The sequence below is a fragment of the Mycobacterium sp. GA-0227b genome, assembly GCF_001499855.1.
Taxonomy (GTDB): domain Bacteria; phylum Actinomycetota; class Actinomycetes; order Mycobacteriales; family Mycobacteriaceae; genus Mycobacterium.
In genome coordinates this window covers 90,857-114,171 of the sequence record NZ_LQIK01000030.1, presented here as the reverse complement: position 1 = coordinate 114,171, position 23,315 = coordinate 90,857, and the positions used below count along the sequence as shown (strand labels likewise).

The window sequence follows — 23,315 nt, the reverse complement described above, 5'->3', positions numbered from 1 at the left end:
TTGACGTCCTATCCGACATCCCGGAACTGCACCCACATGCCCGATGTCAGCAGCGCCGGCTTCTCACGGTCGACGTCCCAGAGCACCGCAGAGGTGTGGCCGATCAACTGCCAGCCGCCCGGGGACTCACGCGGATAGACGCCGCTGAACTCGCCCGCCAGACCGACGGCCCCGGCCGGCACCTTGGTTCGCGGTTCGGACCGTCGCGGCACCTCCAGGCGGGGATCACCGCCGATGAGATAGGCGAAACCCGGTGCGAAGCCGCCGAACCCGACCCGCCAGAGGCTGCCGGTGTGCGCGGCGACCACCTGCTCGGGCGTCAGGCCCGTCAGTCGGGCCACCTCGTCGAGATCCGGACCGTCGTAGACAACGTCGATCGTGACGTCGGCGCGGCGGTCTGCCGGCGGTGTCAACTCCGCATCGAAGTCGGCGTCGACACGCAGGCTGCGCAGGCGTTGCCGCGTGGGCGCCTGGTACCGGTGCCCAGCGAGCTTGATCAACACCGTGCGCGAAGCCGGCACGATGTCGAGCACGCCGGGCAGGTCGGCCTGCCGGATCGCCTCGGTCCAGGCCAATACTGCGGCGGTGCTGTCGAACTCGAGCAGGAGCGCCCGCTCCCCGTAGTCGCGGATGGGAATGGCGCCGGCGCCCCGTACGCCACGGTCCATTTCGGCTGTCACGCTCATGACCCGAACTTACCCGCGAGTAGCTACCAAATCCCGTGCTCTGTGAGCCTTGCCAGAGGAGTTTTAACGAAGCCTCAGGAGGCGGGCCGATAGGTCGGTTCGCGGCGCTTGATGAACGCGATGACGCGGTAGGTCACCGGCAGCACGACCACCTCCACCGCGGTCTTGTACACCCACCCCAGCGCCACGTACGTGAGGAAGTCACCCCAGGTGTCGATCCCGATGGCGGCCGCGGCGATGCTGCAGAACACGAGCGTGTCGGCGAACTCGCCGATGACCGTCGAGCCGATCAACCGGGCCCACAGATGCTTCTCGCCGACCCGGGTCTTGACCTTCACCACGACCCAGGCGTTGAGCGTCTGCCCCACGATGAAGCCCGCCAGCCCCGCGATGATCAACTGCGTGAACGGCTTCACCACGGCCTCGAACGCCGCTTGATTGGTGTAGAAGTCGGCGGCGGGCAGCACGGCGGTGAGCCAGAACGTGAACGCCGCGAGCGCCTCCATCACGAACGCGATGTAGATCGCGCGCCGGGTGGCCGCAAAGCCGTACACCTCCGACAACACGTCGCCGATCACGTAGGTCAACGGGAACACGACGAAGCCGCCGTCGGTGATCAGCGACCAGTCGCCGATGATGGGGCCGAACGCGATGCCCTTGGTCGCCGCCACGTTCGAGATCAGCACCAGGCCGGTGAACACCGCGACGAGCGTCGGATAGTAGGCCGACCCCGTGGTGGCGAAGCCGCGGTGCTCGGTCTGCTGGGCGTCCGGGGTGACCGTCACCGGGTCATCTTCTCAACTCAGTGCTTGGGCGATGCGCGACGGCAGTCGGTCGGCCACCACCGGATACGACAGCGGTGAGGCGAACGCGATCGCCCCGGCGAGTTCCTTGCCCGTGAACACGTTGGCCTTACCGCGCTTCGCGACGGCCGGGTCGGCCAGCAGCGCGGCCTGTTCCTCGTCGCTCTCGGTGGCCCAGATCAGCACGTCGGCCGTGTCGGGATTCTCGACGACGCGAAGACCCATCTGGGTGAGGAACTCGGCGCGCCAATCGGGGGTCAGGGCCCGCGGCTCCCCATCGTCCAGCCGGCCGTGCAACAGTGCCGCACTCCTGCCGGCCCACGCGGTGTTGCTCTCACCTACCGCGGTGAACTTCTGGTCGACATCCGCGATCAGGGCTTGCATCTCGTCGTGCTTGAAGACCGCCTGACCGACCGTGCCCGCCTGGTCCTTCCACGGCTCGAAGAACGCGGCGTGCCCGGACTGTGCGACCGTCGGCGCGATCTCGGACAGTTTCGTGTAGGTGTCGGAGTCCAGGCCGGCGTTGACGGCGACGATCAGATCGGGGTTCAGCGACGCGATCTGGGCGACCTGAATCCCGTCGGCGAGGCTGAGCACCGTGGGTTGGGCGCCGCCGAGTTTCGGCTGCGCCCACGGCCATACTGCGAACGGTTCGCCACCGAACCAGTCGGTGACCGCGATCGGCACCACCCCGACCGCCAACAGGTCGTCCTGTTCGGTGAGCCCCGCGCTGACCACCCGGGTGGGCGGCGCCGGGATCTTGGTCTCGCCGAAGACATGCTTGACGGTGACCGAGCCATCTTTGGCGACGGTGCCGGGTTTGTCCGAGCCGCATCCCGCGACGACGAGCGCCGCGCCCGCGGTCACCGTCAGGAAGCCTCGCCGAGTCAGCCGTGTGGCCACTCGGCGAGCCTAGCCAACCGAACGGTCAGACCACGTCAGGAGTGCGCCAGCTTCTTGTTCACCAGCCGGGTCAGCCATCCAGGGGAGAACCGGGAACCCGCGGCCAGCACCTTGGTCTGGGATCCGACCGGGAAGTGCACCTGGTGGATGGCCCGCCGCAACCACGACGGGTCGGTGGCCTTGACGATCGCGTCGGCGATGTCCTGAGCCGTCAGCCGGATGCCGAGCGAATCCGTCGTGCCGGTCTTGATGCTCTCGGTCATCGCGGTCTGCACGTACAGCGGCCACATCGCGATGACCCGGATGCCGTACCGGCTCCACTCGATGTCGAGCGCCTCGGTGATCCCGCGGACGAAGAACTTCGTGGCGCTGTAGTTCGCCAGTTCGGCCTGGCCGTAGATCGCCGAAGCGGAGGAGAGGTTGACGACGACCGAGTTCGGCGTCGCCCTCAGATAGGGGAACGCCGCGTACAGGCCGTTGACGACGCCCTTGGCGTTGATGTCGATCTCCTTGAGATGGCCGCGGATGTCCATCTCCTCGAACCGGCCCGCACGCAGAATGCCCGCGTTGTTGATCATGACGTCGAGGCGGCCGCCGGCGGCTTCGGCGAACTCGCGCACGCGCTGCGCCATCTCGTCGGGATCGGTGACGTCGAGGTGCCCGACGACAGCGGTGGCGCCCAGCCCGTCGATGTCGTCGGCCAGGCTCTTGAGACCGACCTCGTCGATGTCGTAGCCGCCGACGACGAAGCCGTTACGGGCGAACGTCAGCGCGGTGGCGCGGCCGATCCCGGCGGCAGCACCGGTGATGAAGACGGACTTGCGTGGTGGCGGGGGTTGCGTCATCAGATCTTCATACCCGCATCGACGACGTCGATGTCGCCCATGATGCGGACCTCGTCACCGATGCCGACGGTGCCGGCGGTGATGACCTCCGCGTACAGACCGGCGCAGGGGAGCGCACCGGAACCGGGCACCTCGACGCGATTGTGCTCGAGCAGGTGCCGGACGGCTCCCGGAAGGCGTTCGGAGCGGCCGTGTTTCAGGGTCGGCACGGCGCAACGCGGCGTCGGCCGCGTCCCCCGCAACAGGACCTCGCCGAGCTGGATCTGCGCACCGACCCAGTCGTTCTCGACGAAGGGCGAAGACCCGCGGGTCTCGACGACGATGTTCGGCCGGTACCGGATCGCCTCGGCCAGGTCGACCCCGACGGCGTCGAGCGTGGCGGTGCAGATCAGGTGCACAGGAGAATGGTCGACGAACGCTCCGCCCGGCGTGCCCTGTGCGAGTTCGAGCAGCACGGGGTCGATCTCCGCGTCGATGCCGTGGGTGAGCACGTCGACGGGATCGGACCGTTCGAGCACGGCCCCGACCGCTCGCTCGTCGGCGAGGTGCACCGTGCGGCCGAGCAGATCCGACAGCGGCGCGGCCGCCTCGGCGACCGGCACCGTGCGGCCGTCGGGCAGCGTCACCGCGACGCCGTCGGGTCCGGTCGCCGACGAACACTGCAGCAGCGCACTCCAAAGTCGGGGGTGCTTGGCGGTTGCGACGTGCCCGGTGGCGTCGTCGATGACCGCATACCGCCGATCTCCGGCCCCGCCCAGCGGACTGAGCTCGATGGAGTCGCACTGCTCCCCGAGCATCGACTTCACGGGATAGCGACGCAGCGAGGCGACGCGTCCGACCTTGTCCGTCATCCGATCTCGGATCCGTCTCATGTACCGACCGTACAAGCCGGCGCTACGGAGGCTCGCGAGAACCGTCGAAGCGCACGCTGACGCGCTGAAAGCCTTTGGCCCGTTCGGCTTTCGCCCTGCGCGTGTAGGTGCGGCGGTCGGCGGAGGTGAGGTCGACGTCGTCGGTGAAAGGTGTCAACAGTGCCCGGGGATGCAGCTGGTCGAGCCGGACCACGTTGATCTCCGCACACATCACCAGCGTCACCGACACCAGGAACAGGAATGCCAGTAACCCCAGCACGAGTGCGAACACGCTGTTGGTGGCGCTCGTCGACTTGACCGCGTGGGTGACATAGCTGGCGCCGAACCACTGCAGCAGTTGCCAGATCACCGCCGCGGTCAGCGCGCCGGGCAGCACGTCGCGGTAGGAGAGGCGCCGCACTGTGGTGACGCGGAACGCCACCAGGCAGATGAGCGCGTTGATGCCCACCGTGACGACGGTGACGCCGACCTTGCCGAGCCACCCGAGGCCGGCGGTCGCGTGGCCGACCGCCGAGAGCACGGTCGTGGCGATGGCCGCGGACCCCAGCACGAACAGCAGCAGCAGGCTGCGCAACCGCGACCGGAACGGGTCGGGCCGGTTGTTGCGCGGCACCGCCCACACCGAGTCCATCGCGTTCTGCACGGCCTGCCCCACGCCCAGGCCGCCGTACAACGCACCGGCGATGCCGACGACGACACCCGTGGCGCCGCCGCTGAGTTGCTCCGGCCGTTGCAACTGGCTGCCGATGACCGGGAACTGGCTGAGCGTGGACTGCAGCACCTGCTGCTGCAGGTCCGGGTGTCCGGCGAGCACCACGCCCAACGCCGTCGTCATCAACAGCAGCAGCGGGAACAGCGATACGAACGCGTAGTACGTGATCAGCGCGGCCAGGTAGCCGCCCTGGTCATCGACGTACTTGTAGATGACCGCGATGAGGAAGCCGATGCGGCGGTGACGTCGCTGCAGCCTGTCCAGCCAGCCCACCATCTCACCGACCCCCTTACCCGGGCCTCGCTGATGCGCTGGTCGATACCCGTTTACCGCCCTGGCAAATCTGACGCCTTGATGTCCTGCGCGCGGAGCGCCCGCGCCCGGCGCTTGCCCTCGTGCATCGCGGCCACCCGCGCCACGGGGATGGTCCTGCCGTGCTCGATCAGATCTGATGGCAGCGGCTGCGGGGCGGGCATCAGCTCGGCCCACGGATCGCGGTCGCCGAGTACACCGAGCGCGGTGTGCACCGAGAAGTCGGCCGGTGTGATGCGGTCCAGGTCCGACCAGTCCACCGGGAACGACACGGGGGTGCCGGCGCGCAGTCGGGGACTGTAGGCGGCGACGACGGTCGCACCGCCGGCACGGGTGGAGTCGATGAAGACCTTGCCTTCGCGGTCCTCGACGATGAAAGCCGTTGTCGCGCGGGCGGGATCGAGTTGCTCCGCACGCGCCGCGAGGGCGCGGGTGGCCGCCGCGACGTCGTCGACCGAGGCACTGTCGTCGACCGGCACGAACACGTGTAGCCCCTTGGCGCCACTGGTCTTCACCACGCCCGTCAGGCCGCAGTCCGAAAGCGCCTGCCGCACAAGCGCAGCCGTGGCCACCACTGCGTCGAAGGCGCTGCCGGGCGGCGGGTCGAGGTCGAGCACCAGATGCGTCGGGCGGTAGATGTCGTCGGCCAGCCCCAGCGTCGGGTGGTATTCGACGGCGCGCTGGTTGGCCAGCCACAGCAGCGTGCGGCGGTCGTCGCACAGGGCGTAGCGCACCTCGCGGTGCGAGGACTCCGCCCACATCGACACCGTCTTCACCCACTCCGGGGTGTACTTCGGGACGTTCTTCTGCATGAACGGCGCCTGGCCGCGCAGTACTCGCAGCACGGTCAGCGGACGCCCCGCCAGACCCGGCAGAATTCGTTCGGCCACCGCGTCGAGGTAGTCGACGAGATCGCGCTTGGTCGCCCCGGAATCCTCGCTCAACGGCTGGTCGAGGTTTGTCAGCCGAACCCCGGCGCGCTCCTCGGCGACGCTCATGAGCCCACCTTAAGCAGCGTCACACGCTCAGCCGGCGATAGCGCTGCAGGCGCCGCACGCCGGCGGCGGACGGGGCGCCGTCGTGCGGGCGCAGCGCGGCCTCGACGCGAGCGCGGACGTCATCGGCATCGATGTGCGTGCCGATGGCCACGAGGCTGTTGGCCCGGGCCGACGACGGCGCGGCCGCGATGTGCACCGACGTCCCGACCACGTTGACGACGTAGCTGCGGACGCGGTCGCGGTAGCGCACCGCGACGATGCCCTTGAGCCGGTACACGCCGTCGGGCGGCTGCTCGAGCAGGTCGAACAGCGCGTCCGGGTCGACGCATCCGTCGCTGGTCACGGTGACGGAGTCGGCGTGCACGTGCGGATGCTGGTCGAGCTCGGCGTCGACCAGCAGTTCGCGCAGCGACAACTGGCCGTCCTCGGTGGACGCCTCGGACACGTCGTACAGCAGCGCGGGATCGACGCGTCCCGCGACGGCGCCGACCAGGTGGACGTCCGGATTGCGTTCACGCACCCGGTCGGTGATGCGGGCGAGCACGCCGTCGCGGTCGTCGTGCGGTATCTGGTCGAGTTTGTTCACCACCACCAGAGAGGCCGCGGCGTACCGGGCCGGCGGGGTGGCGTGCGGGTCGACGGTGCCGAAATGTGCCTTGGCGTCGATGACGTCGACGATGCCGCCGGGCCGGATACGGTCCACGCCGCTGAACCGGATGATGCGCGAGATCGCGATCGGGTCGGCCAGGCCGCTCGCTTCGACGATGATCGCGTCCAGTGCCAGCTTCGGGTCGGCGAGCTTGGCCAGCGCCTCGTCGAGTCCGTCGTCGTCGGGCAGGCAGCAGATGCAGCCGCCTGCGATCGAGGCCGGTTCGTCGACCTGTCCGCTCACCAGGGCGGCGTCCACGTTGAGCTCGCCGAAGTCGTTGATCACCACGCCGATGCGGGCCCCCGGTGCGCGCAGCACATGGTTGAGCAGGGTCGTCTTGCCGGCGCCGAGATAGCCGGTGAGCGCAATGACGGGAACCGTCGGCTGCAGGACGCGGGCCACCACGGCACACATGATGTCAGCGATTGGCCCACAGCCGTGTTTCGGACCCCGTCGGATGTGGAACCTAAGCCCCCGAGAGGAGGCCCGAATGACGGACCAAGACAAGGCCGGCCAGGCACGCGAGAGCTTGATCGACTCGGTGAAGGGCAAGGCCAAAGAGGTGTTCGGCGCGGTCACCGGAAACGACTCGCTGACCGCTGAAGGGCAGCTTCAGCAGGCCGAGGCCGAGCAGCGCAAAGAGGCAAACAAGGCGCGGGCGCTCGCCGACGCCGAGGCTCGGGAGGCCCGGGCCGATGTGGCCGAGGCCAACCGCGAAAGCGCCGGAGAACGCGCCGCGCTGAACGCCGAAACGGCCGCCGAGCAGGCCGCGGTGGACAATCAGGAAGCCGCGCAGAAGCGGGCCGCCGAGCAGGCCGCCCACCGGCAGCTCGACGAAGAGCGCAGCCAGGCCGATCGGGATGCGGAGCGCAAGGCGCGCGAAGCGAAAGCCGAACAGCGCGCCGAGATCCACGACGCCGACAGCCAACTCGCCGACGCGCTCGAAGAACATCGCGAAGCCGTTGCGGAGTCGGCCAGCGCGCACGCGGAGGCCGCCCGCATCAGGCGGCAGGCCGAGAACCTCAACAACGACGCCTGACCAGGGCACAAAGGAGCTTGACCATGAGTCTCACCGCTATCCCGAGGGCGGTGCTGAGGATCCAGTACCAGCTGGCCCGCATGCCACTGCAGTTGATCGACGACCGGTTCGTCGCGCAAATGGACTCCGAGGCGCCCGCCCGGCTCTTCTACGAGCGTTCGCTGGGCATGTTGGACACCGCGGTCGGCGTCGCGCTCGGCGATCCCGAACTGCGTAAGCGGGGGGCCGCGCTCGTCGAGCGCAGCGATGCGCTGCGCCGCGCGGCCGAACTGGACGCGGCCGCCGACGAGAACGCCAAGCAGGCCGATGCCGAGTTGGAGGTGACGCGCGAGAAGGCCTTGCAGGACAAGCAGGATGCCTTCGAGGAGACCGAACGCGAAGCCCGAGAGGCCCGCAAGGAGGCCCAGCAGCGTAAGCGGGCGGCGATCGAGAACGCCGAGAAGCGCATCGCCGCGAACAAGAAGCAGGCCGACCAGATCGCCACCCAACGCAAGAGGAACGTCGAGACCGCCAAGCGTCGCGAAGAGGCGCAGATCGATGCGGCCGAGCGCAGCGTCGCAGCGACCGCAGCCGCCAAGCTCGACGACGCTGCGGAAAAGCGCGTCGATGCCACGGTGACGCAGGCGCAGGCGGACAGGATCGAGGATCTCGCCGAAACGGAGAAGGAGACGCGGCAAGCCGACCGCTGACCCGCGCTACATCCCGATCAGCGACTCGATCCAGCCGCGGCCGAAATAGAGCAGGAACCCCGCGGCGACGACCCACAGCAGCGGGCTGATCTCGCGCGCCTTGCCGACCGCCGATCGCAACACCACCCAGGCGATGAAGCCGACGCCGATGCCGTTGGCGATCGAGTACGAGAACGGCATCGTCGCCACGGTCAGCACCACCGGCAGGGCGACCGAGAATTCGGAGATGTCGATGTGGCGCAGGTGCGACACCATCATCACGCCGACGACGACGAGTGCTGCGGCGGCCACCTCGGTGGGCACGACGTTGGCCAGTGGCGAGATGAACATCGCCGCGAGGAACAGCCCGCCGGTCACCAGGTTCGCCAGGCCGGTCCTGGCGCCCTCGCCGATGCCCGCGCCCGATTCGAGGAACACCGTGTTCGACGACGCCGACGATGCGCCGCCGACCACCGCGCCGGCGCCCTCCACGATCAGCGCCGAACGCAGCCGCGGGAAGGTGCCCTGCGCGTCGGCCAGGCCCGCCTCGCGGGACAGCCCGGTGAACACCCCCATCGCGTCGAAGAAGTTCGCGAACACGAGCGTGAACACGAACATGATCGCTGCGATCATTCCGACGGGACCGAAACTGTCCAAGCTGAATGCGCCGACCAGCGAGAGGTCCGGGATCGCGAACGGCGATCCCGACAGCGTCGGCACCGACAGGCTCCACCCGCCGGGCTTGTCAGCCGCCGGGCCGAGGTGCCAGATCGCCTCGATGACGACCGCGACGGCCGTGCCGGTGATGAGCCCGATGAGGATGCCGCCCCGCACTTTTCGGGCCACCAAGGTTCCGGTCAGCAGCAGCGTGAACACGAAGACGACGGTGGGCACGGTGCCGATCGAGCCGTCGCCGAGACGGCCCAGGCCGACCGGCGGTGACGGCTCCCCGGTGCTGCCGATGAAGCCGGCGTCCGCCAGACCGACGAACAGGATGAACAGCCCGATGCCTGCCGTGATCGCGAGCTTGAGCTGCATCGGCACGGCGTCGAATACCAGCCGCCGCAATCCGGTCGCGGCCAGCACGACGATGACGAGCCCGTTGATCACCACCAGGCCCATGGCTTCGGCCCACGTGAGGGAGCCGACGAGCGTGGTCGCGACGAACGAGTTGATGCCCAGGCCCGCGGCGAACGCGAACGGCAACCGCGCGATGACGCCGAACAGGATCGTCATCACGCCCGCCGTCAGCGCGGTCACCGCCGAAACTTCGGCGAATTGGAGCCTCTCGCCGGCGACGTCCTCGGAGCTCGACAGGATGATCGGGTTCAACACGATGATGTAGGCCATCGCGATGAACGTGACCAGTCCGCCGCGGACCTCGGCGCCGACCGTCGTACCGCGCGCCGAGATCTCGAAGAAGCGGTCGACGAGGCGAGTCACTCTCCGAACCCTATGGGTTGGGCTCGACGCGCGTCATCTCGTGCAGAGCCCGCAGGAACGCCCGCCGCTCGGCGGCCGGCAACACCGACAGCCACCGCTCCTCTCCGCGCTGAATCTCCGCTTGCACCGCGTCCTTGAGGGCACGGCCCTCGTCGGTGATGGCCAGTAGCCGCGCACGCCGGTCGGCCGGATCGGGCCGGCGCTCGATGTAGCCCTTGGCCTGCAACTCGTCCAGCGTGGGAATGATCCGGGTCTTGTCGGCGCCGATCGCCTCGGCGAGTGCGGCCTGGGTGCGCACCGGCGACTCATCGAGCGCCACCAGCACGCTGTATCCCCACATCGACACGTCGTGCGACGCCAGGATCGGGGTTTCGAGGGCGATCAGCCGGCGCAGCAGCGGGGCGAGCATCGCCGCGAGGTCCGGTCGTCTCGACTTCGGCGGCATGGGCGAATGTTAAGCATTGACCAATGATAAGTAGACGCATATCGTATGCACATGCATATCAATAATGACCTTCGACCGCTCCACCGGATCGCCGTCGCCGCGTCGGTCGACATCGTCGCGGACGTCACCCTCGGCGACCTCGCTTCACCGACCCCGTGTGCCGGCTGGGACCTCGGCGATCTGCTGACCCATATGACCGTGCAGCACAACGGGTTTGCCGCCGCCGCGCGCGGGTCGGGTGCAGACCTTGCGATGTGGGATCCCGCGACCGTCGCCGACGCGGTCCGCGCGGACCCCGGCGGCACCTACGCCGCGGCCGCCGCCAACGTGCTCGAGGCGTTCTCCGCCGACGGCGTGCCGGATGCGACGTTCGCGCTACCCGAGTTCGGGAAGGACGCCGCCGTCCCGGGATCGATGGCGATCGGCTTCCACTTCGTGGACTATGTCGTCCACGGCTGGGACGTCGCCCGCAGCCTCGGGGTGCCGTTCTCGCTGCCGGCCGAGGTGATCGAGGCCGTCCTACCGCTGGCATTGGCGGTTCCGGACGGCGAGATCCGCGACATGGACAACTCGCCGTTCGCCCACGCCGTCCCCACGGAAGCGGGCGCGAGCGACCTCGATCGGCTGCTGCGCCACCTCGGCCGCTCACCCGACTGGCGGGCGGAAGGCGTCACCGTGGGTCGATGAGATCGCGCAGTCGGTCCGCCGGACATACGGATGCGCCGGCGGCTCGCACTCGCTCGGCGAGCGTTCGATCCGACGTCGCAACGCGAATGTCGGCCGGTCGGGTGTCGGCGTTCACCAGTCGCACGATCTCGTCGTCGGCCGAGTTGACGGCCGGCTGCGGCGCGTGCGCGACGGTGATGGTCGACGAGACGATCGGTGGCTTCGGCGGCCGTTCGAACACCACCGTGACGTCGTCACCGGTGGGTCGCCACCGTTCCAGGCGCTCGACCAGGGCGACCATCGCGCGGTGCCGGTCGCGCCACCAACCGTCGGGGCGCGATCCGATCACGTTCATCCCGTCGACGATCCAGCGCATCCGTCGGTGCGGGCGTCAGTCGAGGGCGTCGGTTCAGTGAGCGGCGTGGCCGGTCTGCTTGGCCGCCGGATGCCGACGGCCAAGCAGGTAACCGAGCCAACGAATGTCGAGTAGCACGTGTGTCGCCTTCCGCTATGCGGTCTTCTTGGTCAACAGCGGCAGCAGGCGGCGCCGTTGATCGATGCTGTCGGCGAAGTGGTGAAGCGCGTCCGGCACCGACTCGGCCACCGGGAAGCTCACTCCGGTACCGCGCAGCACGCGCTGCACAGCATCGCTGGCGATGACCGACCACTCCACACCGGCGTGGAAGCAGCACTCATCGACGTCGTACATCAGTGAAACGATCTGGCCCGCACACGAAGTGACGCCGCTGAGGTCGAGAACGAACGGCTTCTCGGCGAGCACGAACCGGTGCGCGAACGCGGTGATCCGCTCGATGTTCGTATCGTCGATGACTCCGTCGACCGTCACGACCGTCGCCAGCTGGCGGCACACCGCGTGAAGCTGCGCGCCGGCGCAGTCGAAGGTCGGATTGCCGTACATTTTTCCGGGCATCCCCGCCTCCTGCACCTCAACTTGACCTTGGAACCCAAGCTAAGCGGCCAATTTAAGGCAACCGGGAGCGGCGGCTAATACTTTGGTAAGAAGCCGCATTCGCGTCGACCAGCAAACCCGTCAGCCGCGGCGCAACCACTGGGGACCGGAGTAGTTCTCCCAGGGGCTGTAGTCGGCAAGCAGCTCTTCCTGTGGGGGGCGCTGATTTTCGGGCACATGCTGCAGGTTGATCCGGATCCGATACCAGATCGAACTGGGTCCCCGCATTCCGTCGACGAGAACATCTGCGGGCTCGAGTTTTTCGGCTACCGACGGGTAACGTCGCCGCCATTGTTCGAGAGCGGCCATCGCCTCGTCCTTTGTCTTCGTGCGGGCGATCTCGATCAGCGGCTTCGACGATGTGCGGCCCGCGCTGCGACGCGCGTCTCCACCGCCCGAACGCTTCGCCCCGCGCGGCGCCTTTTCTGCCGGGCCGAGCCGGTCGGCGAGATCGAGCAACGCGTCCAGCGAACCCGCCGAGTCGTCGATGCCCTCCCACGGATCGCCGGTTTCGGCGAACCGCTCCGGCACCGTCGCGATCGTGAACGCCTCCGGTCGGCAGCCGGGCACTTCGCTCCAGCGCAGGGGCGTGGACACCCGGGCATCCGGCGTCGCCCGCACCGAGTAGGCCGAGGCGACGGTCCGGTCGAACGCGTTCTGGTTGAAATCGACGAAGACGCCCTCGCGTTCCTCCTTCCACCAGCGCGCCGTCGCGATGTCGGGCGCGCGGCGCTCTATTTCACGGGCGACCGCCTGCGCGGTGAGCCGAACGAACTTGAACGGCCACCGCCGCTGAATCCGGGCGTAGATGTGAAAACCCCGTGACCCCGACGTCTTCGGCCACGCCGTCAACCCGTGGTCCTCGAGCACCTCCCGGGCGACCATCGCCACGTCGATGATCTGTGGCCACGCGACCCCGGGCATCGGGTCGAGGTCGACACGCAGCTCGTCGGGATGGGCCAGATCGTCCGACCGCACCGGATGGGGGTTGAGGTCGACGCAGCCGAGGTTCACCGCCCAGACCAAGCCGGCCCGATCGCGGATCACCGCTTCGGCGGCCGAGGTCCCGGACGCGTATTTCAGCTCAGCGACGTCGACGAAATCCGGCCGCTTCTGCGGCGCCCGCTTCTGGAACACCGCCTCCTCGGTGATGCCCTTGACGAATCGCTTGAGGATCATCGGCCGGTCCTGCACGCCGCGCAGGGCGCCGTCGGCGACGCCGATGTAGTAGTGCATCAGATCGGACTTGGTCACCCCGATCTCGGGGAAGACGACTTTGTCGGGGTTGGTGATGGGCACCCGCAGACCGTCGACCTCCAGGTACCGGGCTTCCTGCCGCCGAGAGGCCATATCGTCATGCTAGTTTCCCGGCCGAAGTGCGACGCCGGTCACATATTGTGGGTCCATGGCCAGACTCTCCGATCTCCCGTTGCAAGCAGTCGCCAAGGCTCAACAGCTCGTCGAGCGGGGGTCGGCCGAGCTGCACTACGCCAGCAAGATGTTCGGCGCCGGCGCGTTCAAGATCGAACCGCCGCAGAACATCGCCGGGATGCTCGCCGACATCCGGCGCTGGGGCGAGTTCGGGATGATCCCCGCCCTCAATGCGCGTCGCACGCCCAACAGCACCGCGATCATCGACGACTTCGGCGAGATGACGTTCAAGGAGCTCGACGACGCCGCGCACTCGGTGGCCAACGGCCTGCTGGAGAAGGGCGTCAAGGGCGGTGACGGCGTTGCGATCCTGGCCCGCAACCACCGGTGGTTCCTCGTCGCGCTCTACGGCGCCGCCCGCACCGGTGCGCGCATCATCCTGCTCAACAGCGAGTTCTCGGGTCCGCAGGTCAAGGAGGTGTCCGAACGCGAGGGCGCCAAGCTGATCATCTACGACGACGAGTACTGCCAGGCGGTTTCCAAGGCCGATCCGCCGCTGGGCAAGCTACGCGCGCTCGGGGTGAACCCCGACAAGGACGAGCCGTCCGACAGCACCGATGAGACCCTCGAGGACTTCGTCTCCCGTCATACGGGTAAGCCCGCGCCGAAGGCGACCAAGCACTCGTCGGTGATCATCCTGACCAGCGGTACGACGGGAACTCCCAAGGGCGCCAACAGAAGTACGCCGCCGACCCTGGCCCCGATCGGCGGTGTGCTCTCGCACGTGCCGTTCAAGGGTGGCGAGGTCACGTCGCTGCCCGCTCCGATGTTTCATGCGCTGGGCTTTCTGCACGCGACGATCGCGATGATGTTGGGCACGACGTTGGTGCTGCGCAGGCGTTTCAAGCCCGCGACCGTGCTCGAGGACATCGAGAAGCACAAGGTGACCGCCGTGGTGGTGGTGCCGGTGATGCTGTCGCGGATGCTCGATGCGCTCGAGGGCATGGAGCGCAAGCCGGACCTGTCGTCGCTGCGAATCGTGTTCGTGTCGGGATCGCAGTTGGGCGCGGAGATGGCACAGCGCGCACTCAAGATGCTCGGTCCCGTCATCTACAACCTGTACGGGTCGACCGAGATCGCGTTCGCCACCATCGCGCGGCCCCAGGATCTGGAGAAGAATCCGGCCACAGTCGGCCCCATCGTGAAGGGTGTGAAGGTCAAGATCCTCGACGACAACGGCAAGGAACTGCCGCAGGGCGAGGTGGGGCGCATCTTCGTCGGCAACTTCTTCCCGTTCGAGGGCTACACCGGCGGCGGGCACAAGGAGATCATCGACGGGCTGATGTCGTCCGGTGACGTCGGCTATTTCGACGAGGACGGCCTGCTCTACGTCAGCGGCCGTGACGACGAGATGATCGTGTCCGGCGGTGAGAACGTGTTCCCCGCCGAGGTCGAGGACCTCATCAGCGGTCACCCCGAGGTCGTCGAGGCCACCGCCCTTGGCGTGGAGGACAAGGAGTGGGGACACCGGCTGCGCGCCTTCGTGGTCAAGGCCGATGGCGCCTCGATCGGCGAGGACGACATCAAGCATTACGTCCGCGAGCACCTGGCCCGGTACAAGGTGCCGCGCGAAGTGGTCTTCCTCGACGAGTTGCCGCGCAACCCGACCGGCAAGATCCTCAAGCGTGAGCTCCGGGAAATGGAAGTGGAGGAGTAGGCGGCCCTAGTCGGCCATCGCGGCCGCGCCGGGAATCGACAGGCACACCAGCATCAGCAAGAGCAGGAACCAGCCGGCCCCCTGCCACTGCACCCACTGGTCCTGTGCCCTCCACTCACGGTAGGTCTTGACGAACGCGCCCAGCCCGCCGAGCAACAGGATCGCCGGCACGGTCGACGCGGCGACCACCGAAGTCTTCGACACGACTGCGTAGATGACGAACGCGACGGCCGCCACCGCGACCACCACGGCCACATAGGTGGCGGCGGCGCGGAATGCGCCCGGCTTGTCCCAGCGCTTCTCGACGTCGTTGGTCATGACAGCCGGGTTGCCTTCGGCCGGGTTGTTAAACGTGCGGCAGGCGCCGTGGGAGTCCGGGCCGACAACCGCCGAGCGCCGTTACGGGTCGCGGGGCAGTCCCAGCAGGCGTTCGGCGATGATGTTGAGCTGCACTTCGGTGGTGCCGCCGTAGATCGTGGTGGCCCGGCTGCCGAGCAGGTACTCCGACCACACGCCCGGCAACTCTTTCGGGTCGGCGACGGCGCCGTCGGTGCCGAATGTCGACACCGCGAATTCCGCATAACCCTGACCGGTCTTCATCGACAGCAGCTTGGAGATCGCCGCGGCCGGCATCGGATCGCCGCCGGCGAGCGTCAGCAGCGTCGACCGCATGTTGAGCACCTTGGCCGCATGACCCTCGGCGATGAGCCTGCCCGCGTGGTTCTGCTCGATCTGGTCGAACTGTCCGTCTTGGAGAAACTCGACGAACCCGTTGAGGTTGGCCAGGAACGGCGGCTCGCTGCTGCCGATCGACACCCGTTCGTTGGTGAGCGTGTTACGGCTGACTTCCCAGCCCCGGTTCACCTCGCCGAGCACCAGTTCGTCGGGGACGAACACGTCGTCGATGAACACCGTGTTGAACATCGCGTTGCCGGTGAGCTCGCGCAACGGCTTGACCTCGATGCCGTCGGTGGCCATGTCGAGCAGGAAGTACGTGATGCCATTGTGTTTCGGGGCACTCGGGTCGGTGCGCGCGAGCAGTGCGCCCCATTGCGAGTACTGCGCGCCGGTGGTCCAGATCTTCTGTCCGGTGATTCGCCAGCCGCCGTCGACCTTGGTCGCCTTGGTGGTCAGGCTGGCCAGGTCCGAACCCGCGCCGGGCTCGGAAAACAGCTGGCACCAGATCATTTCGCCGCGGAACGTCGGCGGCAGGAAGCGCTGCTGCTGTTCTTCGGTGCCGAACGCGACGATCGAGGGGATGATCCAGGCCGCGATGCCCATCTGCGGGCGTTTGACCCGGCCGGCCTCGAACTCCTGGGCGATGATGATCTGCTCGACGGGACCCGCCGCCCGGCCCCATGGCTTGGGCAGATGCGGCTGCACCCAGCCGCCCTCGGCGATCGCGACCGTGCGTTCCTCGCGTGGAATGTCTTTCAGCGCAGCGACTTCCGCGCGGATCTCGTCGCGCAGCTTCTCTGTCTCCGGATCGAGGTCGATGTTGAGCTTGCGCATGCCGGTGCTGGTCGCGACGTCGACGACGTGCTGCGGGTAGTCGGCGTGCCGCCCGAAACCGGCCGCCAGCACCAGCGCGCGGCGGTAGTAGACGTTGGCGTCGTGCTCCCAGGTGAAGCCGATACCGCCGTGCACCTGGATGCAGTCCTGGGCGCAGTGCTGGGCGGCCTCGGGCGCCAGAGTGGCCGCGACCGCCGCGGCGAACTCGAAACCCGCTTCGGCCGCACCGGTTTCGCGGAACTCGTCGATGGCCCGGGCCGCGTCCCAGACGGCGGCGGTGGCCCGCTCGGTGTCGGCGATCATGCCAGCGCATTTGTGCTTGATCGCTTGGAACTGGCCGATGGGCCTGCCGAACTGCTCGCGGATCTTGGCGTACTCGGCCGCGGTGTCGGTGGCCCACCGGGCGACGCCGATGCATTCAGCGGACAGCAACGTCGAGATCAGTGCGCGCGCCAGCGGGCGGCTCAGGTTGCTCAGCACCCGGTCGTCGCCGACCTCGACGGCGTTCACGCGCACGTGGGCCACCGGCCGCAGCGGGTCCAGGCTCTTGACCGGTTCGATCTCCAGTTCCCCGGCCTCCAGGACCACCCATTTGTGACCGCTGGTTCCTTCTTCCAACCCGGCGACCGGCAGCACCAGCACCGAGGCCTGCTCGGCGGCGGGCACGGCGCGCACCTCGCCGCGGATGACCAGACCCGCGGCATCGTCGTCACCGTGGCGGGTGGCGGTCAGGCCGGAATCGATGGCGTAGGACGCGATCGTCGCACCGGAGGCCAGGTCGTTCAGGAGCGCGGCCTCGGGGTCGTGCGCGGCGATCAGCGCGCTGGCGATCGCCGACGGCACGAACGGGCCCGGCATCGCGCCGTAGCCGAACTCCGCGACGACGATCGCCAACTCGAGGATGCCGAAGCCTTGTCCGCCAACGCCTTCCGACAGGTGCACGCCCTGCAGGCCCTGCTCGGCGGCGCCCTTCCAGTAGGGCGGCGGATTCGGGATCGGCGTCTCCAGCGCTTCGTGCAGCACCTCCGACGGCGCCACCCGGGCGACGAAGGACCGTACCGAATCGGCCAGGTCGTTGTGCTCAGGGTTGATGGCGATGGGCATACCTACACCTCTTTGTGACTGGGCTGGGACGGGTCATTCCCTATTAACCGGTCGGTTGGGAAACACGATACCGTTCACGACGTTGGTCAGCTCGCGGCCGTCCCGCAGGCGGCGGCAGTTGTCCACCGCGAATTCCAGGTACCGCCGCATCGTGTCGGCGGTGTACCAGCTGACGTGCGGGGTCAGCACCACATTGTCGAGTTTCAACAGCGGATTGTCGGCCGCGACCGGCTCGGTCGCGAAGACGTCGAGGCCCGCGCCGGCCAGGTGGCCCGCACGCAGCGCCTCGACCAGGGCCGCCTCGTCGACGATGGCGCCGCGGCTGGTGTTGACCAGCACGGCGTCGGGCTTCATCAGTGACAGCGCCGCACGGTCGAGCATGCCCGCGGTGCGGTCGGTCAGCGGAAGATGCAGCGAGACGATGTCGCTGGCGGCCAGCAGGTCGGGTAGCGCACGCCAACCGGGATGACCGTCCTCGCGGGTACTGGTGTGCAGAATCCGATCGGGCGGGGTGCCCATGGCCAGCACGATTCGCTCCACCCGCTTGGCGATGTTGCCGTAGCCGATCAAACCGACGGTGCAGCCGCCGATGTCACGGACGGTTTCGCCCAGGCTCGGGTCGGACGGCCAGCCCCGGCCCGCGCGGGTGGCGGCGTCCAGTTCGGTCAACCGGCGCAGCGTGGCCAGCATCAGCAGCACGGTCCCTTCGGCGACCGAGGGGGCGTTCGCGCCGGGCATGTTCGCTACCGCGATCCCGTGGCCCGCCGCGAAGTCCACGTCGACAGTGTTGACCCCCGCGCCCATCTTGTGCACCAGCAGGCAGCGACCGGCCTTGGCCAGGTCCTCGCCGGAGATCGGCCGCAAGACGTGCCAGATCACCTCGGCCTCGGGCAACTCCCGGTAGAAGGTGGCGTCGTCATCGTCTGCGCAGTAGCGGATGTCGAGCCAATCAGCCTCCGGAGCAACGAAATCGAACACCTTCGGACCAGGGTTGAAATGGGCGAGGACTCGCAGCGTTGCGCGCTCGCGCGAGTCGTCGACGGCTAGCGCCACCGCTTGGCGATCCACTTGGCGATGGTATCGGCCTGCTCACTGCGGGCCCCGGGAGTGGTGAAGTAGTGGTCGCTGTCGATCGAGCATTGCGCCTTGTCGGCGCTGGCCAGTGCGTCGAAGATGCGCTGTGCATCCGACGGGTACACGCCGGTGTCCTGATCGGCGTTGATGACCAGCGCAGGGCAGGTGATCCGGTTGAGGTGTGGTTCGGCACGCGTCTGCGCATGCCTCAGGCTCCACATGCCGATCCAGTTGCGCAGCGTGCACGCCGCCGCGATGCCGCGCGCGGATCGGTTGGCCTGCACCGGCACTCCGGCGTAACACATGTTCGGGGGTCGCTTCGTCGGTTCCAGGGTGGGATCCACCATGCGTGGGTCGGCCCACGTGCGCAGCACCGTGAACGGGCGGTCGGAGAAACCCGCAGCCTGCACGCGCTCGAGCTCTGCCTCGGCCCAGTCGGTGATCGCGTCGTTGCGCGCGACCTGTGCGGCCCGATACCGCTCGACGAAATCCGCGGAGTACGGCGGGCCGTTGTGTCCGTCGAACAGGTCGAGCTCGGGATCGCTTGCCACCGGGTCGGTTTCGTCGATGACGGCGCCGTCCATCCATGCGGTGAGCACGTCGGGACGGCCGGGGTGTGCGGCGGTCGAGACGTAGCCGTCGGCGGGCGGCAGGTCGGTGAGTCCGGCCGCCGGGCGCATGCCGGCGAGCGGTGTCACATGCGGGTCGACGGCCTGCGCCTGGTATGCCGCCATCAACGACCCGCCGCCGGAGTTGCCAAGCAGTACAACGGTTTCCACGCCCTGGACCTCGCGCAGCCAGCGCACCCCCACGCCGATGTCGACGAGCGCGTGGTCGAGCAGGAAGCTGCTCTCGAACCCGCGATACCGCGTGTTCCATCCCAGGAAGCCGATGCCGCGAGTGGCCATGTAGTCGGCGAGATAGTGCTCGGAGAAGTCGATCTGGTAGTGCGTTGTGATCATCGCGACCTTCGGCTTGCGGCCCACTCCGCGGTGATAGAGACCTTGGCACGGGTGTCCGCCGGCGCCGGCGCGGCGGGCAGTGGGGGAGTCGAGGCCGATGAACTCGCGCATGACGCCCGGCGTTCCGGCGCTCGAGGAGGTTCTGCTCATGCGGCCCCCAAGGGGTACGTCGTACGACGGGATACGGTCGCCGAAAGCACCCTGTCGCCCACCCAAAAGCCATGGTGGTGAACGTGTTCGACCGTGCGCGTGACCGACATGAACGGCGGCGGGACGCGCGGGGCGATCGTCATGGCAGTGCCGGTCCGTTCGTCATTGATCGAGCTTGAACCTGATGCTAAATTCAGTTTGCGTTTCTGGCCAGAGATTCGCCCGAGGAGGCGCCAGATGATCAGGCCCGACAATCCGAACTCCGAATTCGAACTCGGCGGCATCAACCATGTGGCGCTGGTGTGCTCGGACATGGCGAAGACCGTCGACTTCTACAGCAACATCCTCGGCATGCCGTTGATCAAGTCGCTCGACCTGCCGGGCGGCATGGGCCAGCACTTCTTCTTCGATGCGGGCAACGGCGACTGCGTCGCGTTCTTCTGGTTCGCCGACGCGCCGGACCGGGTGCCCGGCATCTCCTCGCCCGAGGCCATCCCCGGTATCGGCGACATCGTCAGCGCGGTCAGCACCATGAATCACCTGGCTTTCCACGTGCCCGCCGAGAAGTTCGACGAGTACCGGCAGCGCCTCAAGGACAAGGGCGTGCGGGTCGGTCCGGTGCTCAATCACGACGAGAGCGAGGCGCAGGTCTCACCCACCGTGCACCCCGGTGTCTACGTCCGTTCGTTCTACTTCCACGATCCCGACGGCATCACGCTCGAATTCGCCTGCTGGACCAAGGAATTCACCGATAGCGACGCACAAGCGACGCCCAAGACGGCCGCCGACCGCCGCCCGAAGGTCACCGCCTGACGGTCAGGTCTCGGCACCCGACAGACCCGACAACACGTCGAGAGTCACCGCCAGCCGGTCGACGAGTTGGTCACTGTCGATTTCGAGGTTGCCGGCCAGCCACGCGCTGAGGGTCTGGCCTACGCCGCCGACCGCGAAATGCGCGGTTGCTCTGGTGAGTTCGCTGTCTTGCGCGCCGAGCGTGCCGGCGTGCTGCAGCAGCAGCATCGCGAACAGGGCCGTGGACTCGGCGCGCTTACGCACAATCACCGTGTTGGACAACTCGACACTGAACAGCAGGCGACCGACGCGCGCGTCGGCGGCGATCGCGCGCACCACATTGGCCATGCCCGCCCGCGACTGCTCCTGCGACGGTGCCGACGCGACAGCGGCCTGGGTGGTGGCGGCGATGTCGGCGACCACGCTGTCGAACACCGCGGCGACGAAGTCGTCCTTGTCGGTGAAGCTCTCGTAGAAGTAGCGGACGCCGAGGCCCGCCGCGCCGCAGATCGCCCGCACCGTCAGCTCGGCGGGGTCGTTCCCCCCGGCTCCGAGCAGGTCGAGGCCCGCTTCGAGCAGGCGGCGACGGCGCCGGGCGAGGCGCTCGGCCGCGTCGACGCCGCGGTACGGGCGGACCTGTGCCATGTCGCCATCTTGACACCCGGGCCGAGCAGGAGCAATATCAGGAAACAAGTGTTCTCACTTTTGTGCGATAGGGGTGCAGATGGTTTCCGAGCCGATCGACCACGTCGGACGTGCGGTCAACGACGCGCCCCTGCCCGGGCGCCCGTTGCGGCGCAACGTCGGGCCCGAGGACGCGATGCTGGGCATCGGGCTGCTGTCCGGGGCCGCGAACGTGATCATGGAACTCGCGCGGCCGGGGGTCGGATACGGCGTGAAGGACAGCCGTGTCGAAAGTGGCCGCGCGGACAGGCACCCGATCAAGCGGGCGCGGACCACGTTCACGTACCTGGCCGTGGCGCTCGCGGGTAGTGACGAACAGAAGGCGGTGTACCGTCGCGCGGTCAACCGGTCGCACGCCGAGGTGTACTCGCTGCCGGACAGCCCGGTCGAATACAACGCGTTCAACAAGGACCTCCAGCTCTGGGTGGCCGCCTGCCTGTACAAGGGGTTCGTCGACGTGTTCCGGATCTTCGTCGGCGAGATGGACGATGAGTCCGCGGACCGCCACTACCGGGACGCCGCCGCGCTCGGCACGACGCTGCAGGTGCCCGCCGAGATGTGGCCCGCGGACCGCAAGGCGTTCGATGAGTACTGGCAGGAGTCGCTGGACAAGGTGCACATCGACGCCGCGGTGCGCGAGTACCTGTGGCCGATCGCGGCGGGCAGGCTCGGCGACGTCAAGGCGCCGGCGTGGCTGCAGCGGCGGACCGACGCCGTCAACCTCTTCATGACGACCGGCTTTCTGCCCCAGCGCTTCCGCGACGAGATGGGGTTGCCGTGGGATGCGGCCAAACAGCGCCGGTTCAACCGGGTGATGCGGACGCTGGGCCGGGTCAACAATGTGATGCCGCGCTTCGTCCGGCAGTTTCCGTTCAACGTGCTGCTCAAGGATCTGGACTGGCGCGTCCGCACCGGCCGCCCCCTGGTGTAGCGAGCCCACTGTCGGAATCTCGGCGTAGAAACAACTGCATGCGTACTGATGACGACACCTGGGACATCACCACAAGCGTCGGCTCGACGGCGTTGTTCGTCGCCGCCGCCCGTGCGCTGGAGGCGCAGAAGCCCGACCCCGTCGCGGTCGATCCGTTCGCCGAGGTCTTTTGTCGCGCGGTAGGCGGCGAGTGGGCGGACCTGCTCGACGGCCGGGCACCCGAGCATGCGCTCAACACGGAGTTCGGCGTGGACTTCGTCAACTTTCAGGCGGTGCGCACCAAGTACTTCGACGACTACTTCCGCGCCGCTGCCGCAGCGGGCGTTCGGCAGATCGTCCTTCTGGCCGCCGGGCTTGACTCGCGCGGGTACCGACTCGACTGGCCCGACGGCACCCTGCTTTTCGAGTTGGACCAGCCGCAGGTGCTCGAATTCAAGCGGCAAACGCTCGCCGGGCACAGCCCGCGGGCCGAACGCCGGGAGATCGCGGTCGACCTGCGCAACGACTGGCCGCAAGCGCTGAGGGGCCACGGGTTCGACGCGGCCAAGCCGTCCGCCTGGATCGCCGAGGGACTGCTGATCTATCTGCCCGCCGCCGCTCAACGGCAGCTGTTCACCGGTATCGACGCCCTGGCCGCACCCGGTAGTCACGCCGCCGTGGAGGAAGCGGCGCCGATGGACGCCGCCGCGTTCGAGGCCAAGAGGGCCGAAGAGCGGGCCACGGGCGGGGACGACACGTTCTTCAACCTGGTCTACAACGAACAGCACGAGCCCGCCGCGAGCTGGTTCGGCGCCCGCGGGTGGCGCGCCGAAGCCACCCCACTGCCGGACTGGCTGCGCGGGAACGGTCGGCCGGTGCCGGCGGACGATTCCGAGGCCGCCGTGATGGTCAGCACGATCAGCCTGGTCAGCGCCGTCAAAGAGGGGAAACGGCTCACCGGCTGAAGCAAAATAGGTGCGTCTGTACAAGTTAGCTTAGTCAATGCTAACTTCGGGCGGAAAGTTAGC

25 protein-coding genes are annotated in these 23,315 nt (G+C 68.1%); 7 read left to right on the top strand and 18 right to left on the bottom strand.

Features of this window, described 5'->3' with window-relative positions; translation table 11 throughout:
- Nucleotides 1-8: 8 nt before the first annotated feature.
- The 8 genes from AU185_RS18165 to AU185_RS18130 all read right to left on the bottom strand — a co-directional run bounded on the left by AU185_RS18165 (nt 9) and on the right by AU185_RS18130 (nt 7,194).
- A complete protein-coding gene (locus AU185_RS18165; RefSeq protein ID WP_059098726.1) occupies nt 9-686 on the bottom strand; it encodes a 5-oxoprolinase subunit B family protein in 678 nt (225 codons plus the stop codon).
- A gap of 74 nt (nt 687-760) precedes the next feature.
- A complete protein-coding gene (locus tag AU185_RS18160) occupies nt 761-1,471 on the bottom strand; it encodes a queuosine precursor transporter (protein WP_059098725.1) in 711 nt (236 codons plus the stop codon).
- A gap of 12 nt (nt 1,472-1,483) precedes the next feature.
- Nucleotides 1,484-2,392, bottom strand: coding sequence for an ABC transporter substrate-binding protein (locus AU185_RS18155; protein WP_059098724.1), 909 nt, complete (start codon nt 2,390-2,392; stop codon nt 1,484-1,486).
- Between the two features lie 35 nt (nt 2,393-2,427).
- On the bottom strand, nt 2,428-3,237 hold the full coding sequence (locus AU185_RS18150; RefSeq protein ID WP_059098723.1) for an SDR family oxidoreductase: 810 nt from the start codon (nt 3,235-3,237) through the stop codon (nt 2,428-2,430).
- Nucleotides 3,237-4,109, bottom strand: coding sequence for an MOSC domain-containing protein (locus AU185_RS18145; protein WP_231740265.1), 873 nt, complete (start codon nt 4,107-4,109; stop codon nt 3,237-3,239). Before AU185_RS18145 ends, AU185_RS18150 begins: the two co-directional genes overlap by 1 nt.
- Nucleotides 4,110-4,131: 22 nt before the next feature.
- On the bottom strand, nt 4,132-5,097 hold the full coding sequence (locus AU185_RS18140) for a YihY/virulence factor BrkB family protein (protein WP_059098721.1): 966 nt from the start codon (nt 5,095-5,097) through the stop codon (nt 4,132-4,134).
- 50 nt (nt 5,098-5,147) lie between these two features.
- Nucleotides 5,148-6,131: a non-homologous end-joining DNA ligase gene (gene ligD, locus AU185_RS18135; RefSeq protein ID WP_059098720.1), complete on the bottom strand. Its 984-nt coding sequence runs from the start codon at nt 6,129-6,131 to the stop codon at nt 5,148-5,150.
- A 19-nt stretch (nt 6,132-6,150) separates the two neighbouring features.
- On the bottom strand, nt 6,151-7,194 hold the full coding sequence (locus AU185_RS18130) for a CobW family GTP-binding protein (RefSeq protein ID WP_059098719.1): 1,044 nt from the start codon (nt 7,192-7,194) through the stop codon (nt 6,151-6,153).
- Nucleotides 7,195-7,270: 76 nt separating this feature from the next.
- Between AU185_RS18130 and AU185_RS18125 the strand changes: the two genes are divergently transcribed.
- Nucleotides 7,271-7,819 (top strand): CsbD family protein, encoded by a 549-nt coding sequence (locus AU185_RS18125; RefSeq protein WP_059098718.1) that lies wholly within the window; start codon nt 7,271-7,273, stop codon nt 7,817-7,819.
- Nucleotides 7,820-7,842: 23 nt separating this feature from the next.
- Entirely contained in the window at nt 7,843-8,508 is a 666-nt protein-coding gene (locus tag AU185_RS18120; protein ID WP_059098717.1) for a hypothetical protein, read from the top strand.
- 6 nt (nt 8,509-8,514) lie between these two features.
- Here the strand turns inward: AU185_RS18120 and AU185_RS18115 are convergent, their stop codons facing one another.
- Complete coding sequence (locus tag AU185_RS18115) at nt 8,515-9,930, bottom strand: NCS2 family permease (RefSeq protein WP_059098716.1); 1,416 nt, start codon at nt 9,928-9,930, stop codon at nt 8,515-8,517.
- A gap of 10 nt (nt 9,931-9,940) precedes the next feature.
- On the bottom strand, nt 9,941-10,375 hold the full coding sequence (locus AU185_RS18110; protein WP_059098715.1) for a MarR family winged helix-turn-helix transcriptional regulator: 435 nt from the start codon (nt 10,373-10,375) through the stop codon (nt 9,941-9,943).
- 51 nt (nt 10,376-10,426) lie between these two features.
- On the opposite strand from AU185_RS18110, the gene AU185_RS18105 reads away from it, so the two are divergent.
- Nucleotides 10,427-11,062 carry a TIGR03086 family metal-binding protein gene (locus AU185_RS18105; RefSeq protein WP_172800161.1) on the top strand — a complete coding sequence of 212 codons (636 nt, stop codon included), beginning with the start codon at nt 10,427-10,429 and terminating at the stop codon, nt 11,060-11,062.
- On the opposite strand, the gene AU185_RS18100 is transcribed toward AU185_RS18105, so the two are convergent.
- From AU185_RS18100 to AU185_RS18090, 3 genes are all read right to left on the bottom strand, one after another.
- Nucleotides 11,046-11,417, bottom strand: coding sequence for an NYN domain-containing protein (locus AU185_RS18100; protein ID WP_059098713.1), 372 nt, complete (start codon nt 11,415-11,417; stop codon nt 11,046-11,048). The genes AU185_RS18105 and AU185_RS18100 overlap by 17 nt on opposite strands.
- A 132-nt stretch (nt 11,418-11,549) precedes the next feature.
- Nucleotides 11,550-11,960 carry an STAS domain-containing protein gene (locus AU185_RS18095; protein ID WP_059098804.1) on the bottom strand — a complete coding sequence of 137 codons (411 nt, stop codon included), beginning with the start codon at nt 11,958-11,960 and terminating at the stop codon, nt 11,550-11,552.
- Nucleotides 11,961-12,092: 132 nt separating this feature from the next.
- On the bottom strand, nt 12,093-13,361 hold the full coding sequence (locus AU185_RS18090; RefSeq protein WP_059098712.1) for a DNA polymerase domain-containing protein: 1,269 nt from the start codon (nt 13,359-13,361) through the stop codon (nt 12,093-12,095).
- 55 nt (nt 13,362-13,416) lie between these two features.
- Here AU185_RS18090 and fadD2 point away from each other — a divergent pair, with 55 nt between their 5' ends.
- Nucleotides 13,417-15,099, top strand: a complete 1,683-nt coding sequence (gene fadD2 / locus AU185_RS18085; protein ID WP_059098711.1) for a long-chain-fatty-acid--CoA ligase FadD2 — start codon at nt 13,417-13,419, stop codon at nt 15,097-15,099.
- A 6-nt stretch (nt 15,100-15,105) separates the two neighbouring features.
- Here the strand turns inward: fadD2 and AU185_RS18080 are convergent, their stop codons facing one another.
- The 4 genes from AU185_RS18080 to AU185_RS18065 form a co-directional block, all read right to left on the bottom strand.
- Nucleotides 15,106-15,417: a hypothetical protein gene (locus AU185_RS18080; protein ID WP_059098710.1), complete on the bottom strand. Its 312-nt coding sequence runs from the start codon at nt 15,415-15,417 to the stop codon at nt 15,106-15,108.
- Between the two features lie 81 nt (nt 15,418-15,498).
- On the bottom strand, nt 15,499-17,715 hold the full coding sequence (locus tag AU185_RS18075) for an acyl-CoA dehydrogenase family protein (protein ID WP_059098709.1): 2,217 nt from the start codon (nt 17,713-17,715) through the stop codon (nt 15,499-15,501).
- A 33-nt stretch (nt 17,716-17,748) separates the two neighbouring features.
- Entirely contained in the window at nt 17,749-18,783 is a 1,035-nt protein-coding gene (locus AU185_RS18070) for a 2-hydroxyacid dehydrogenase (RefSeq protein WP_231740264.1), read from the bottom strand.
- A complete protein-coding gene (locus AU185_RS18065) occupies nt 18,759-19,901 on the bottom strand; it encodes an alpha/beta hydrolase (protein WP_059098708.1) in 1,143 nt (380 codons plus the stop codon). Before AU185_RS18065 ends, AU185_RS18070 begins: the two co-directional genes overlap by 25 nt.
- 237 nt (nt 19,902-20,138) lie before the next feature.
- Between AU185_RS18065 and AU185_RS18060 the strand changes: the two genes are divergently transcribed.
- Nucleotides 20,139-20,714, top strand: coding sequence for a VOC family protein (locus AU185_RS18060; RefSeq protein ID WP_059098802.1), 576 nt, complete (start codon nt 20,139-20,141; stop codon nt 20,712-20,714).
- 3 nt (nt 20,715-20,717) lie between these two features.
- Here AU185_RS18060 and AU185_RS18055 read toward each other — a convergent pair whose 3' ends face one another.
- Nucleotides 20,718-21,338 (bottom strand): TetR/AcrR family transcriptional regulator, encoded by a 621-nt coding sequence (locus AU185_RS18055; protein ID WP_059098707.1) that lies wholly within the window; start codon nt 21,336-21,338, stop codon nt 20,718-20,720.
- Between the two features lie 79 nt (nt 21,339-21,417).
- On the opposite strand from AU185_RS18055, the gene AU185_RS18050 reads away from it, so the two are divergent.
- On the top strand, nt 21,418-22,308 hold the full coding sequence (locus AU185_RS18050) for an oxygenase MpaB family protein (RefSeq protein ID WP_059098801.1): 891 nt from the start codon (nt 21,418-21,420) through the stop codon (nt 22,306-22,308).
- Nucleotides 22,309-22,346: 38 nt separating this feature from the next.
- The gene (locus AU185_RS18045) at nt 22,347-23,252 is read left to right on the top strand and encodes a class I SAM-dependent methyltransferase (protein ID WP_059098706.1); all 906 of its coding nucleotides are present in this window, start codon (nt 22,347-22,349) and stop codon (nt 23,250-23,252) included.
- The last annotated feature ends 63 nt before the right edge of the window (nt 23,253-23,315 follow it).

Coding starts and splice junctions, on each gene's coding strand:
- AU185_RS18165 (WP_059098726.1), bottom strand. CDS start 686: ATGAGCGTGACAGCCGAAATGGACCGTGGCGTACGGGGCGCCGGCGCC.
- AU185_RS18150 (WP_059098723.1), bottom strand. CDS start 3,237: ATGACGCAACCCCCGCCACCACGCAAGTCCGTCTTCATCACCGGTGCT.
- AU185_RS18145 (WP_231740265.1), bottom strand. CDS start 4,109: ATGAGACGGATCCGAGATCGGATGACGGACAAGGTCGGACGCGTCGCC.
- AU185_RS18140 (WP_059098721.1), bottom strand. CDS start 5,097: ATGGTGGGCTGGCTGGACAGGCTGCAGCGACGTCACCGCCGCATCGGC.
- ligD (WP_059098720.1), bottom strand. CDS start 6,131: ATGAGCGTCGCCGAGGAGCGCGCCGGGGTTCGGCTGACAAACCTCGAC.
- AU185_RS18130 (WP_059098719.1), bottom strand. CDS start 7,194: ATGTGTGCCGTGGTGGCCCGCGTCCTGCAGCCGACGGTTCCCGTCATT.
- AU185_RS18125 (WP_059098718.1), top strand. CDS start 7,271: ATGACGGACCAAGACAAGGCCGGCCAGGCACGCGAGAGCTTGATCGAC.
- AU185_RS18120 (WP_059098717.1), top strand. CDS start 7,843: ATGAGTCTCACCGCTATCCCGAGGGCGGTGCTGAGGATCCAGTACCAG.
- AU185_RS18110 (WP_059098715.1), bottom strand. CDS start 10,375: ATGCCGCCGAAGTCGAGACGACCGGACCTCGCGGCGATGCTCGCCCCG.
- AU185_RS18105 (WP_172800161.1), top strand. CDS start 10,427: ATGCATATCAATAATGACCTTCGACCGCTCCACCGGATCGCCGTCGCC.
- AU185_RS18100 (WP_059098713.1), bottom strand. CDS start 11,417: ATGCGCTGGATCGTCGACGGGATGAACGTGATCGGATCGCGCCCCGAC.
- AU185_RS18095 (WP_059098804.1), bottom strand. CDS start 11,960: ATGTACGGCAATCCGACCTTCGACTGCGCCGGCGCGCAGCTTCACGCG.
- AU185_RS18090 (WP_059098712.1), bottom strand. CDS start 13,361: ATGGCCTCTCGGCGGCAGGAAGCCCGGTACCTGGAGGTCGACGGTCTG.
- fadD2 (WP_059098711.1), top strand. CDS start 13,417: ATGGCCAGACTCTCCGATCTCCCGTTGCAAGCAGTCGCCAAGGCTCAA.
- AU185_RS18080 (WP_059098710.1), bottom strand. CDS start 15,417: ATGACCAACGACGTCGAGAAGCGCTGGGACAAGCCGGGCGCATTCCGC.
- AU185_RS18075 (WP_059098709.1), bottom strand. CDS start 17,715: ATGCCCATCGCCATCAACCCTGAGCACAACGACCTGGCCGATTCGGTA.
- AU185_RS18065 (WP_059098708.1), bottom strand. CDS start 19,901: ATGAGCAGAACCTCCTCGAGCGCCGGAACGCCGGGCGTCATGCGCGAG.
- AU185_RS18060 (WP_059098802.1), top strand. CDS start 20,139: ATGATCAGGCCCGACAATCCGAACTCCGAATTCGAACTCGGCGGCATC.
- AU185_RS18055 (WP_059098707.1), bottom strand. CDS start 21,338: ATGGCACAGGTCCGCCCGTACCGCGGCGTCGACGCGGCCGAGCGCCTC.
- AU185_RS18050 (WP_059098801.1), top strand. CDS start 21,418: ATGGTTTCCGAGCCGATCGACCACGTCGGACGTGCGGTCAACGACGCG.
- AU185_RS18045 (WP_059098706.1), top strand. CDS start 22,347: ATGCGTACTGATGACGACACCTGGGACATCACCACAAGCGTCGGCTCG.